Here is an 11,469-nt window from a genome sequence, read left to right as displayed (position 1 = left end):
CGTCAATCACGCGACCAGATCACTGTAGGAGTTTGTGAACGTGGGAACAAAATGGACGAAAGGCCCCGGCATCAGGTACAGGGACGCCCCGTGGTAGACGGCGCCGGATCGGCCGGCTGTCCGAGCGACGCGAGCACGGCAGCGTGGCGCGAGGAACGAGCGACGCGCTCGCGCCCTTCAACTCAGCGCTGCGCGCAGCCGGTCGGGGCTGACTCGCCAGAAGTCGTGCTGGCGACCGTCGACGAAGGTCACCGGGATCTCGTTGGCGAAGCGGTCGGCGAGCGCCGGGTCGTCGTCGATCGACAGCTCCTCGTAGGACTCGCCGAGCTCGGCGCAGACCGCCTCGATCACCGCACGGGCGTCGTCGCACAGGTGGCAGCCGGGGCGGCTGTAGAGCGTGACCCGCGCGGTCATTCGAGGATCCCCAGCGCCTTGCGCCGCTCGGCGCCGCGCAGCACGCCCTTGCGGATCTTTCCGGTCACGGTGCGCGGCAGGGCGGCGACGACCTCGACCCGCACCGGCCTCTTGTACGGCGCCAGGTGCTCCTCGGCCGCGGCCCGCACCGCGCCCACCAGCTCCTCGGCGGCGGCCCCGGCGACCTCGCCGGCCGCGGGCACGACGTACGCGACCACGGCCTCGCCGGTCTGCTCGTCGGGTACGCCGAGCACGGCGGCCTGGCGCACGCCGGCGACCTCCTCGAGCACCGTCTCGACCTCGGTCGGGTAGACGTTGAAGCCGGAGACGATGACCAGCTCCTTGACCCGGTCGACGAGGAACAGGTCGCCGTCGGCGTCGAGGAAGCCCACGTCGCCGGTGGACCACCAGCCGTCCTCACCCGGGCCGTCGGCGCCGTCGGGCCAGTAGCCGCTGAACAGGTTGCGGCCCCGGATCTGGATCTCGCCGGGGTCGTCGACGGCGGCGGCGTCGAGCGGCACCCTCTCGTCGTCGACGAGGCGGACGTCGATGCCGTCGAGCGCGGCGCCGACCGAGCCGGGCTTCACCTGCGCCGAGCGCAGGGTGCTGGTGACGACCGGCGAGGCCTCGGTGAGCCCGTAGCCCTGGTGGATCGGGACCCGGGCCAGCGCGCCGAACTCCTCGACGGTCTCGGCGGCGAGGGGGGCGGAGCCGGACAGGATCATCCGCACCGGCCCGAGCCGCTCGGCGAGCGCGTCCACGCCCCGCCAGGCCGCGAACACCGGCGGCGCGACGGGCACGACGCTGCAGGCCTCGTCCTCGATCAGGTCCAAGGTGCCCTCGGGGTCGAAGCGCTCGGCGAGGACCAGCTTGGCGCGGTGCCGGATCACGCCGCCGAGCACGGCGCCGAGGCCGTAGACGTGGAACAGCGGCAGCACCCCGAGCACGACGTCGTCCGAGTGGATCATCGGCGGCTCGACGGCGGCGACCTGGTCGACATTGGCGAGCAGCGCCCGGTGGGTGAGCATCGCGGCGCGCGGGCGACCGGACGTCCCGCTGGTGTAGAGCAGCACCGCCAGCTTCTCGGGGTCCTGCAGCGGCGGGACCGGGACGGCAGACTCGGCCCGCAGGTCGTCGTACCTGCTCTCGCCGTCGTGGACGTCGCCCTCGCCGACCAGCACGATCCGCGGGGCGGGGCGGCTCTCGTCCCGCGCGGCCGCGGCGACCTCGGTGCGTGCCGCGGCCTCGCGGGCGGCGGCGACGGTCGACCCGTCGGCCAGCGCCAGCCGGGCTCCGCAGTCGACGAGCATCGCGGCCAGCTCGGTCGGGGTCGACCCCGGGTTGACGGGTACGGCGACCGCCTGGGCGCGCAGCACGCCGAGATAGCCGGTGACGAACTCGAGCCGGTTGCCGAGCGCGAGCAGCACCCGGTTCCCGGCCAGGACGCCGGCCCGGCCCAGCCCCGTGGCGACGCGGGCGACCTCGTCCTCGAGCTCGGCCCAGGTCAGCCCCCGGCCACCGGCCTCGACGACCGCGAGCCGGTCGGGGTGCTCGGCGGCGGCGGACGCGACGAGAGCGGCCACGTCGGGCACAGCGTCCGGCAACGACATGGAGGGATCCTACGTGGCCGCGATTCTTCTAGGCTGGGGCGCATGGTGCCGCCCGCCGACCGCCCCCGCCGGCTCAACCTGCAGCAGCGCTCCCGCCTGGCCGGCGAGGCCGCGGCGGCCGCAGCGGAGGTCGAGACCGCGCTCGCGCACCCGGCGGACCCGAAGGCGGCCGCGTTCTTCGACGTCGACAACACGGTGATGCAGGGCGCCAGCATCTTCCACCTGGCCAAGGGCCTGTACCGGCGCAAGTTCTTCACGACGCGCGACCTCGTCGGGGCCGCCTACAAGCAGGCGTACTTCCGCATCGCCGGCGTGGAGGACCCCGAGCACGTCGCCGAGGCCCGCAACTCCGCGCTCGCGTTCATCGCCGGGCACACCGTGCACGAGCTCGAGGAGATCGGCGAGGAGATCTTCGACGAGGCGATGGCGCACCGGATCTGGCCCGGCACCCGGGCCCTGGCGCAGATGCACCTCGATCAGGGCCAGCGGGTCTGGCTGGTCACCGCGGCGCCGATCGAGATCGCCGGCCTGATCGCCCGCCGGCTCGGGCTGACCGGAGCGCTGGGCACGGTCGCCGAGCACGTCGACGGTGTCTACACCGGTCGGCTGGTCGGCGACATGCTGCACGGACCCGCCAAGGCCGTCGCGGTCACCGCGCTCGCGGAGCGGGAGGGCCTCGACCTGTCGCTGTGCTCGGCCTACAGCGACTCCGCCAACGACCTGCCGATGCTGGGCCTGGTCGGCGACCCCTGCGCCATCAACCCCGATGCCAGGCTGCGCGCCCACGCCCGGGCCCACGGCTGGCGGATCCGCGACTACCGCACCGGACGCAAGGCCGCCCGGGCCGGGCTGATCGCGGGCTCGGCGGCCACGGGAGCGGCGATCGCTGGGGCGCTGGTACGCCGACAGGTGCGGCGGCACGGCGGCTGACCTCAGCCCTACCGGACGGTAACCTGGTCCTTCCGGTGGGTCCGGGACCCGAGCGAGCGGTTCTCGCGTTCCAGTACCGCTACGCAAGGATCCGCCGTAGGATCCCTGCGGGGGCATGAGGGAGGGGACCCGTATGACCTGGCAGCGCACCGACCTGTCGCGAGGGCTCGATGCCCTGCGCGCGGCCGTGCTCGCTGCCCTCGCCCCCCGACCGGCGCTCGCGGGCGGCCCGGCCGGCGGCCGTCGTACCGCCGAGCACTGGCTGCTCAGCGAGGCCCGGGCGGAGACCGACGGCTTCGACCGCGAGGGCTCCGGCGGCTTCGGCGACGCCACCCTCGCCACCTCCTCCGAGGAGTCCCCCGAGGCGCGCGAGCGGCTGATCGCGCTCGTCGAGCTGGCCCGGGGCGGCGACGCCGAGGCGTTCGGGCAGCTCTACGACCACTACCAGCCCTCGGTCTACCGCTTCCTCTACTACCGCACGCGCTCGGTCGTGGTCGCCGAGGACCTGTGCTCGGAGACCTTCTTCCGCGCGCTGCGCAACATGTCGTCCTTCCGCTGGCAGGGCAAGGACTTCGGCGCCTGGCTGATGACCATCGCCCGCAACCTGGCCACCGACCACTTCAAGGCCGGCCGGACCCGCCTCGAGCTGACCACCGAGGACATGGGCCAGCACGACGACGCGACCGAGGGCCCGGAGAACGCCGTGCTCGCCAGCCTCACCAACGAGATCCTGCTGGAGTCGCTCACCAAGCTCCCCAACGAACAGCGCGACTGCCTGATCATGCGCTTCCTCCAGGGCATGAGCATCGCCGAGACCGCGGCGGCGCTCGGCCGCAGCGACGGCGCGATCAAGCAGCTCCAGCTGCGCGGCGTGCGCAATCTCGCGAAGCTCATGCCCGAGGGGATCCGATGAGGACGCAGCGGCCGATGATCGGCTCGGGCCATGCCGGCGTGTCCTTCCGGACCGTAACCACCCGCCTCGCCATGTCGTTGGACGTTCGAGAGAACACGAGGGCGTGCTCCGCGGGAGCGCGAGCCCTCTCGACACGAGGACGGTCACTGTGATGCGCGGGAACGGCTGGTCGCGCGACGCCGAGGAGTTCGACGCCCTGGTCACCGGCGGCGCCGGTGACGCGGAGGCGCACGCCGAGCTGCTCGAGCTGGTCGCCGCGCTGCGCGCCGTACCCCCGGTCACCGCCCGCCCCGAGTTCGTCTCCTCGCTGCGCACCCAGCTGGTCGCCGCCGCCGAGCGCGAGCCGGCTCGCGCCGAGCAGGCCCTGGCCGCCCGGCTCACCCCGCGCCAGCGCCGCGGCTCGCGCGAGCGTCGCCTCGCCGCCGTCATCGGCGGCTTCGCCGTGGTCTCGGCGACCGGCTCCATGGCGATGGCGTCCCAGGACGCCCTGCCCGGCGACGTGCTGTATCCGGTCAAGCGCGCGATCGAGAACGCCCAGACCAACCTGCAGCCCGACGGCGCGGCCAAGGCCGATGCCCTCATCTCGCACGCCGAGGCCCGGCTCGGCGAGCTCCAGTCACTGGTGTCGCGCGACGCCGGCGCCAACGCCGTCAACGCGACCCTGCAGGACTTCACCGACCAGGCCCGCCAGGCCTCCGAGCTCGCGCTCGACGACTACGCCGCCACCGGCAAGGCCGACCGGATCGCCGACCTGCGCGCCTTCGCCGCCGACAGCATGGACGTCCTCGCCGGCCTCGGCCCGGTCATCCCGACCGGCAGCCGCTCCAGCCTGATCACCGCGACCCAGACGATCCGCCAGATCGACGCGGCCGCGTGGGAGGCCTGCCCGTCCTGCGCCGACGGCGCGGTGACCGAGATGCCCGACTTCGCGACGCTGCCGCTCAGCGCGGTCCTCAGCGGCGACATCACCGCCTCGGTGACCGAGACGCTGCCGCCCCCGGCGACGACGAAGCCCCAGGCGCAGCCGACGCCCACGACGCCGGAGGCCTCCGCCCCGGCCGGCCCGCAGGTGCCGCCGCCCACCCTCCCGGTGGTTCCGGACCCCACGAAGACGCCGAAGAAGAACACGCCGCTCGGCGAGACCGTCGAGGGTGTCACGCGGGGCCTCACCGAGACCCTCGGCATCAACGGCGAGAGCCAGACGACCGACGGTACGACGACCGACCCCTCGCTGGTCGGCGGCCTGGTCGACGGCGTCACCGCCGTGCTCGGCGGCCTCCTCGGCGGCGGCAAGTGAGCGCGCGCCCGGCCGGCTGACCCTCAGCGGAAGACCGACTCCCGCTGCATGAGCAGGCTGTAGAGCGTCTGCTGGATGGTCTCGCGGACCTGGTCGGTCACGTTGAACACCAGCATCGGGTCCTCGGCCGCGCCGTCGTCGTACTCGTCGGTGCGGATCGGCTCGCCGAACTCCAGCAGCCACTTCGACGGCAGCGGCACCAGGCCGAGCGGGCCGAGCAGCGGGAAGAACGGCGTGATCGGGATGTACGGCACGCCGAGCAGGCGAGCCAGCGACGGGATGTTGCCGACGAGCGGGTAGATCTCCTCGGCGCCCACCACCGACAGCGGCACGATCGGGACGCCGGTGCGCAGCGCCGCGGACACGAAGCCGCCGCGGCCGAACCGCTGCAGCTTGTAGCGGTCGGCGAACGGCTTGCCGATGCCCTTGAAGCCCTCGGGCCACACGCCGACCAGCTCGCCGCCGCGCAGCATCCGCTCGGCGTCCTCGTTGCAGGCCAGGGTGGCGCCGCCCTTGCGGGCCAGGCTGCCGACGACCGGCAGCTTGAAGACCAGGTCGGCGCCGAGCGGGCGGAGGTAGCGGCCGGTGTGGTCGTGGATCGAGACCATCGTCATCAGGCCGTCGACGGGGATGGTGCCGGAGTGGTTGGAGACGACCAGGGCGCCGCCCTCGGCCGGGATGTTCTCGACGCCGCGGACCTCGATCCGGAACCACTTCTGCGCCACCGGCCGCAGCGCGGCCATGAAGAAGCGCTCGGTGACCTCGGCGTCGAAGCCGTACTCGTCGACCGCGTAGTCGCCGGTGACCCGGCGCCGCAGGAACGCCAGGAAGCGGGCCAGCTGGGGCTCCCACTGGTCGCCGAACAGCTCCTTGCTGGCCTGCTGGAATCCGGCCAGCCAGTCGCCGACCGGGATCCCGGCGAGCGGGCCGGCGCCGCGCTCCTCGGCGCGGGCGGGGACGTCGGTCGGCGGGCCGATCACCGGGGTCTCGGCGACCGGCCGCTCCTCGACCGACTCGGCCGGCTCTTCGGCCGATTCCTCGGCGGGCTTCTTCGCGGGTGCCTTGCGCGGCGGCGTGCTGCCCTTCGGCGCGAGCCCGCGGGCCGCGGCCGAGGGCCGCTTCCCGGTGCCGCGACCGGGCTGGCCACGCGTGCCGATCGGGATGATCTCGGCGTCAGCCATCCGTGCCTCCAGCGAGGGTGAGCCGGGCGGGACGGTCGTCGTCGACCGCGGGGAGCCGCTCGGCGAGCGAGCCGAGCACCCGGTCGGTGCGGCGCGAGCCGGGCGGGAGCGAGGCGGCGAACTCCTCGAACGCCGCGGCCGTCGAGTAGTGCGGCTCGAAGCCGAGCTCGCTGCGCATCCGGGTGGTGTCGACGCCGCGGCCGTAGGTCAAGAAGGCGACCAGCTCGGGCGAGAGGTCGGCGCGGCGTACCGACTTGAGCACCGAGCCGAGTCCCCCGAAGGCGACGCCGGGCACGGCGACATTGGGCCGCCCGGAGCGGCGCAGCGCCTGGGACAGCATGAGCAGCCCGTCGCCGGCGATGTTGAAGGTGCCGCCGCGGTTCTCGCGCACGGCATGGCGCAGCACCCGGTTGAGGTCGCTCTCGTGGAGGAACTGCAGGCGCGGGTCGAAGCCGAGCACGGTGGGGATCACCGGCAGCCGGAAGTACGACGCGAGCGGGCTCACCACCCGCGGGCCGATCACGTTGGCGCAGCGCAGCAGCGTGGTCGTCACGTCGGGACGGCGGCGTGCGAAGCCGCGGACGTACTGCTCGACCTCGGCGACGTCCTTGGCGTACCCGGTGCGCGCCGGCCGCCGCGGCTCCATGTCCTCGGTGAACATCGCGGGGTCGCGGCTGCTGGCGCCGTACGCCGTCGTCGAGGACTTCACGACCAGGGCGCGCAGCCCCTCGGCCTTCTGGCAGGCCGCGAGGAGCTGCATCGTCCCGATGACGTTGAGCTCCTTCATGGTGCCGCGGGCACCGGCGGAGCCGGGGGTCGCGATCACGCTCATGTGGACGACGGTGTCGACGTCCTCCTTGGCGATGACCTTCGCGATGACCGGGTTGCGGATGTCGGCGCGCACGAACATGACGTCGCCGAGATCGCCCCGCGGGGGCACCACGTCGACCCCGATGACCCGGTCGATCCCGGGGTCGGTGGCCAGGGTGCGCGCAAGGGTACGGCCGAGGTCTCGCGAGACCCCTGTGACCAGGACCGTGCGTCCGGCGCCCATCTCCACCGACTCCTCGGAATCAGGAAGCTACTGGAACGACGCTCGGGTCACTTACCGAGCTTGCGACGCTGGACGCGCGTCTTCTTCAGCAGCTTGCGGTGCTTCTTCTTCGCCATGCGCTTGCGGCGCTTCTTGATGACTGAACCCACGTGGAACCTCTCCAGAGCGCCGGGCGCGGCAGCGCTCGGCGTGACGTACGACGCCCCGGGGACCCCGGAGCACCGGGTCAGCCTATCCGCAGCCCCGTGAGCGCGGTGAATCAGCACGGGAGATGGGATGAAGATCGCACCGGCGCGGCGGGCGACCGGGTGCAGGAATAACCGCTGAAGCGGGGGTTCCCTCGCTTCCTGACCGTTGCAACAGTCAGGAAGCGCATGGATACCCGCTGAAGCGGGGATTCCTGCAAGGCACCGCAGCGGCCGGCTCCTCGACCTCAGCCGGCGGAGTAGAAGGACTTGCGCAGGTACTCGTTGACGTCGTCCTCGGTGACCCGGAACGAGCGACCCACCCGCACGGCCGGCAGCTCGCCGCCGTGGACCAGGCGGTAGACCGTCATCTTGGACACGCGCATGACCGAGGCGACCTCGGCGATGGTGAGGAACTTCGGGTCCGGAAGGGACTCGGCGCGCTCGCGCGACGAAGGAGCCATGACACACCAACTTTCCGCGCCCGGAGTCACCGCCTTCCCCAGCTGTGATCCGCCGGACGCCACTTGCGTGAGAATAGAGCCAGATGTGACTCGTGGGGAAGAGATTGATCAGTGAAACTTTCCCGCTTCGGCGTGTCGGCTTGACCGCCGCTCCATCCGGGACGTCGTCCCGAGTCCCGCTCGCCGGCTTCGCCGATGGGCCGTGAGGGCCGTCGGCGGCCGCTGGCAGACTGCTCCGCATGACGTTCCGGGCCCTGCTCCTCGACCTGGACGACACCCTCGTCGACCACCGCGGCGCGTCCGAGCGCGGCGTGCGCGCGTGGCTCTCGGGCCTCGGCCTGGCCCAGACGCCGGCCGAGCTGGAGGATCACGTGCAGCGCTGGTTCGTGCTCGAGGCGCGCCACTACGAGCGGGCCCAGCGTGGCGAGGTGAGCTACGTCGAGCACCGGCGGGCCCGGATCCGCGACTTCCTGCCGGGCTGGGACCTCGCCGACGACCGTCTCGCCGACGACGTCTACGCCGGCTTCCTCGGCTGCTACCGCGCCGCCTGGCGGGCCTTCGACGACGCGGCCGCGGCGATCGCACGCACCCGCGCGGCCGGTCTCCCGGTCGGCATCCTCACCAACGGCCAGCTGCCCATCCAGACCGAGAAGCTGCGCCGCACCGGCCTGCTCCGCGCCGACGTCCCCGTCTTCGCGTCGTCCGACCTGCCCGCCGCCAAGCCCGACCCGCGCTCCTATCTCACCGCCTGCGCCACGCTCGGCGCCGACCCCGCCGCGACGCTCATGGTCGGCGACTCGCTGCGCCACGACGTCGTCGGCGCGCAGCGGGCCGGGCTGCAGGCGCGGCTGCTCGACCGGTACGGACGCCACGACGCCCGACGCGCGGGCATGCGGGTGCGGACCGTGCGCAGTCTGGCCGAGGTGGCCCAGGTGGCCTAGGAACCCAGCTCGCGCGAGCGGTCCCGGGCGGCTTCCAGGGCCGCGAGGAAGGCAGCCCGCACCCGATGCACCTCGAGCTCGCGCAGCGCCGCGGCCGTCGTACCGCCCGGCGAGGTGACCTGCTCGCGCAGCACGGCCGGGTGCTCGCCGGTCTCGCGCAGCATGGTCGCGGAGCCGACCAGGGTCTGGACCACCAGCTCGTGGGCGATGGTGCGCGGCAGGCCGAGGTGGACGCCGGCCTCGATCATCGACTCGACCACGAAGAAGACGTACGCCGGCCCGGAGCCGCTGATCGCGGTCACGGCATCCTGCTGCTTCTCGGGCACCCGGACCACACGGCCCACCGACGCCATCAGCTCCTCGGCCTCGGCGAGGTGGCTTTCGTCGCAGTGGGTGCCGGGCGAGATCGCGGCCATGCCCTGGTCGACGAGCGCGGGCGTGTTGGGCATCACCCGGACGACGGCGACGCCCTCGGGCACCCGCGACTCGACGAAGCCGGTGGTGATGCCGGCGGCGAGGGAGACGAGGAGCTGGCCGGGGCGCAACGCCGGGGCCAGCTCGGTGAGCACGTCGGCCATGTCCTGCGGCTTGACGACCAGCAGCACGGTGTCGGCCGCGGCGGCCGCGGCCACGTCGTCGACCACGCGGACGCCGTACCTCTCGGTGAGCTCGGCGGCCCGCTCGGCGCGCTTCTCGACCACCACGAGCGCGTCGGCGCTCCGGCCGGCCCGGATCAGGCCGGACAGCAGGGTCTCCCCCATCACACCCGCGCCGATGACTGCGGTCCGCTTCTCGCCCACGCCCTGCTCACTCACCTTCCGGAGACCAACGACGTGATGAAGAGTCTCAGGTCGGCGGGACGCTCCGCCACTCGCCCCATCAGGTAGCCGGGCCACTGCCGGACACCAGCCGCACCCGGACCTGCTCCCCGGCCACGAGCCGGCGCAGGACCCGCCGACCCAGGGTGCTGCGGGACAACGGCGTCAGGGAGTCCCGGACCGGTCGCAGGGCCCAAAGTACGGGGCTTCGTCAATCGGTACGACGCCGGAGGGTCGCCGCGCCGAGGGCCAGCGCCGCCAGCGCGAACGCCATCACGATGCCGACGTCGCGCCACACCGCGCCGGTGCGGGTCGTGGTCGCGAGGTGCTCCATGGCGTCGACCGCCCAGGTCAGCGGCAGCACATCGGCGACCGCCTCGAGCACCCGCGGCAGCCGGTCGCGCGGCACCAGCAGCCCGCAGAGCAGGATCTGCGGCACCACCACCGCCGGCAGGAACTGCACGGCCTGGAACTCGGTGCGGGCGAAGGCGGAGACGAACAGCCCGAGCGCCGTACCCAAGACGGCGTCGGCGACGCCCACCAAGACGAGCAGCACGTCGGGTCCGCGCAGGTCGAGGTCGAGCAGCCCGATCGCCACGCCCGCGGCCAGCGCGGCCTGCACGGCGGCGACCGCGCCGAAGGCCAGGGCGTAGCCGACCAGGAAGTCGAGGCGACCCATCGGCATCGTGAACAGCCGCTCCAGGGTGCCGCTCGAGCGCTCCCGCAGCGTGGTGACGCTGGTGACCAGGAACATCACGAAGAACGGGAAGACCGCCAGCAGCGCCGGGCCGATCCGATCGAAGACGAACGGCTGGTCCACGAAGATCCACCACAGCAGGGCCTGCAGCAGGCACGGCAGCACCAGCAGCATCGCGAGGGTGCGGTGGTCGCGGCGCAGCTGGGTGAGCACGCGGGTGGCGATCGCCACGGTCACCCGGGGCGTCATCGCCGCTCCTCCACGAGCGCGAGGAAGGCGGTCTCGACGTCCGGCGCCCCCAGTCGCTCCTTGATCGCGGCGGGCGCACCCTGCGCGATGATCCGGCCCTCCCGCATGAGCAGCAGGTCGGTACAGCGCTCGGCCTCGTCCATCACGTGGCTCGACACGAGCACCGCCGTGCCGGCGGCGGCGATCCGGTGGAAGAGCCCCCACAGGTCGCGTCGGAGCACAGGATCGAGGCCGACGGTCGGCTCGTCGAGCACCAGCAGGGACGGGCTGCCCAGCAGCGCCACGGCGAGGCCGACCCGGGAGCGCTGGCCGCCGCTGAGCCGTCCGACGACCGCGTCGCGGTGACCGCTCAGGTCCACCGACACGAGGGCGTCCTCGGCTGCGGCGGGCGGCAGCCGGAGCACCCGGGCGAAGAAGCGGAGGTTCTCGAGGACCGTCAGGTCGTCGTACACGCTGGCGGACTGGGTCTGGTAGCCGACCCGGTCGCGCAGCGGCGCACTGCCGGCCGGCTCGCCGAGCACCGTGACCGCTCCGGCCGCGACCCGCTGGACGCCCACGATCGAGCGCAGCAGCGTGGACTTCCCGCACCCCGACGGGCCGAGCAGGCCGGTGACGCCCGCGCCGACGGTCAGGTCGAGGCCGTCGAGCACGGTCCGGCCTCCCCGCACGACGCGGAGCCCGGCGATCTCGACGACGGAATTCATCATGTGTTGAAT

Annotated in this window: 13 protein-coding genes; 4 read left to right on the top strand and 9 right to left on the bottom strand. The window is 73.2% G+C overall.

What is annotated here, in order from left to right; translation table 11 throughout:
• Positions 1 to 177: 177 nt before the first annotated feature.
• Both ACUP6Y_RS02975 and ACUP6Y_RS02970 read right to left on the bottom strand, forming a co-directional pair.
• Positions 178 to 414, bottom strand: a complete 237-nt coding sequence (locus ACUP6Y_RS02975) for a glutaredoxin family protein (RefSeq protein WP_462554125.1) — start codon at positions 412 to 414, stop codon at positions 178 to 180.
• Positions 411 to 2,024, bottom strand: coding sequence for a class I adenylate-forming enzyme family protein (locus ACUP6Y_RS02970; RefSeq protein WP_462554124.1), 1,614 nt, complete (start codon positions 2,022 to 2,024; stop codon positions 411 to 413). Before ACUP6Y_RS02970 ends, ACUP6Y_RS02975 begins: the two co-directional genes overlap by 4 nt.
• Positions 2,025 to 2,066: 42 nt before the next feature.
• Here ACUP6Y_RS02970 and ACUP6Y_RS02965 point away from each other — a divergent pair, with 42 nt between their 5' ends.
• From ACUP6Y_RS02965 to ACUP6Y_RS02955, 3 genes are all read left to right on the top strand, one after another.
• The gene (locus tag ACUP6Y_RS02965; RefSeq protein WP_462554123.1) at positions 2,067 to 2,954 is read left to right on the top strand and encodes an HAD family hydrolase; all 888 of its coding nucleotides are present in this window, start codon (positions 2,067 to 2,069) and stop codon (positions 2,952 to 2,954) included.
• Positions 2,955 to 3,087: 133 nt separating this feature from the next.
• Positions 3,088 to 3,867, top strand: a complete 780-nt coding sequence (locus ACUP6Y_RS02960) for a sigma-70 family RNA polymerase sigma factor (RefSeq protein ID WP_462554122.1) — start codon at positions 3,088 to 3,090, stop codon at positions 3,865 to 3,867.
• 151 nt (positions 3,868 to 4,018) lie between these two features.
• Positions 4,019 to 5,164 (top strand): DUF5667 domain-containing protein, encoded by a 1,146-nt coding sequence (locus ACUP6Y_RS02955; protein WP_462554121.1) that lies wholly within the window; start codon positions 4,019 to 4,021, stop codon positions 5,162 to 5,164.
• Between the two features lie 23 nt (positions 5,165 to 5,187).
• Here ACUP6Y_RS02955 and ACUP6Y_RS02950 read toward each other — a convergent pair whose 3' ends face one another.
• From ACUP6Y_RS02950 to ACUP6Y_RS02935, 4 genes are all read right to left on the bottom strand, one after another.
• Complete coding sequence (locus ACUP6Y_RS02950; protein WP_462554120.1) at positions 5,188 to 6,345, bottom strand: lysophospholipid acyltransferase family protein; 1,158 nt, start codon at positions 6,343 to 6,345, stop codon at positions 5,188 to 5,190.
• Entirely contained in the window at positions 6,338 to 7,399 is a 1,062-nt protein-coding gene (locus ACUP6Y_RS02945; RefSeq protein WP_462554119.1) for an NAD-dependent epimerase/dehydratase family protein, read from the bottom strand. Before ACUP6Y_RS02945 ends, ACUP6Y_RS02950 begins: the two co-directional genes overlap by 8 nt.
• A 47-nt stretch (positions 7,400 to 7,446) precedes the next feature.
• Entirely contained in the window at positions 7,447 to 7,548 is a 102-nt protein-coding gene (locus ACUP6Y_RS02940) for a 30S ribosomal protein bS22 (RefSeq protein ID WP_008356322.1), read from the bottom strand.
• 284 nt (positions 7,549 to 7,832) lie between these two features.
• The gene (locus ACUP6Y_RS02935) at positions 7,833 to 8,048 is read right to left on the bottom strand and encodes a helix-turn-helix domain-containing protein (RefSeq protein WP_203044008.1); all 216 of its coding nucleotides are present in this window, start codon (positions 8,046 to 8,048) and stop codon (positions 7,833 to 7,835) included.
• A gap of 239 nt (positions 8,049 to 8,287) precedes the next feature.
• Between ACUP6Y_RS02935 and ACUP6Y_RS02930 the strand changes: the two genes are divergently transcribed.
• Positions 8,288 to 8,989: an HAD family hydrolase gene (locus tag ACUP6Y_RS02930; protein WP_462554117.1), complete on the top strand. Its 702-nt coding sequence runs from the start codon at positions 8,288 to 8,290 to the stop codon at positions 8,987 to 8,989.
• Here ACUP6Y_RS02930 and proC read toward each other — a convergent pair.
• The 3 genes from proC to ACUP6Y_RS02915 all read right to left on the bottom strand — a co-directional run bounded on the left by proC (position 8,986) and on the right by ACUP6Y_RS02915 (position 11,460).
• Complete coding sequence (gene proC, locus ACUP6Y_RS02925; protein WP_462554116.1) at positions 8,986 to 9,804, bottom strand: pyrroline-5-carboxylate reductase; 819 nt, start codon at positions 9,802 to 9,804, stop codon at positions 8,986 to 8,988. The two genes, ACUP6Y_RS02930 and proC, sit on opposite strands and share 4 nt — an antisense overlap.
• Positions 9,805 to 10,018: 214 nt before the next feature.
• Entirely contained in the window at positions 10,019 to 10,753 is a 735-nt protein-coding gene (locus ACUP6Y_RS02920; protein WP_462554115.1) for an ABC transporter permease, read from the bottom strand.
• Complete coding sequence (locus ACUP6Y_RS02915; protein WP_462554114.1) at positions 10,750 to 11,460, bottom strand: ABC transporter ATP-binding protein; 711 nt, start codon at positions 11,458 to 11,460, stop codon at positions 10,750 to 10,752. Before ACUP6Y_RS02915 ends, ACUP6Y_RS02920 begins: the two co-directional genes overlap by 4 nt.
• Positions 11,461 to 11,469 lie beyond the last annotated feature (9 nt).

It is taken from the genome of Nocardioides sp. S5-5 (assembly GCF_054954065.1).
This window is presented reverse-complemented; position numbering and strand designations above follow the sequence as displayed.

Bases quoted from the DNA above. Each gene is read 5' to 3' on its own strand.
- ACUP6Y_RS02975 (WP_462554125.1), bottom strand. From the start codon at position 414: ATGACCGCGCGGGTCACGCTCTACAGCCGCCCCGGCTGCCACCTGTGC.
- ACUP6Y_RS02970 (WP_462554124.1), bottom strand. From the start codon at position 2,024: ATGTCGTTGCCGGACGCTGTGCCCGACGTGGCCGCTCTCGTCGCGTCC.
- ACUP6Y_RS02965 (WP_462554123.1), top strand. From the start codon at position 2,067: ATGGTGCCGCCCGCCGACCGCCCCCGCCGGCTCAACCTGCAGCAGCGC.
- ACUP6Y_RS02960 (WP_462554122.1), top strand. From the start codon at position 3,088: ATGACCTGGCAGCGCACCGACCTGTCGCGAGGGCTCGATGCCCTGCGC.
- ACUP6Y_RS02955 (WP_462554121.1), top strand. From the start codon at position 4,019: ATGCGCGGGAACGGCTGGTCGCGCGACGCCGAGGAGTTCGACGCCCTG.
- ACUP6Y_RS02950 (WP_462554120.1), bottom strand. From the start codon at position 6,345: ATGGCTGACGCCGAGATCATCCCGATCGGCACGCGTGGCCAGCCCGGT.
- ACUP6Y_RS02945 (WP_462554119.1), bottom strand. From the start codon at position 7,399: ATGGGCGCCGGACGCACGGTCCTGGTCACAGGGGTCTCGCGAGACCTC.
- ACUP6Y_RS02935 (WP_203044008.1), bottom strand. From the start codon at position 8,048: ATGGCTCCTTCGTCGCGCGAGCGCGCCGAGTCCCTTCCGGACCCGAAG.
- ACUP6Y_RS02930 (WP_462554117.1), top strand. From the start codon at position 8,288: ATGACGTTCCGGGCCCTGCTCCTCGACCTGGACGACACCCTCGTCGAC.
- ACUP6Y_RS02920 (WP_462554115.1), bottom strand. From the start codon at position 10,753: ATGACGCCCCGGGTGACCGTGGCGATCGCCACCCGCGTGCTCACCCAG.
- ACUP6Y_RS02915 (WP_462554114.1), bottom strand. From the start codon at position 11,460: ATGATGAATTCCGTCGTCGAGATCGCCGGGCTCCGCGTCGTGCGGGGA.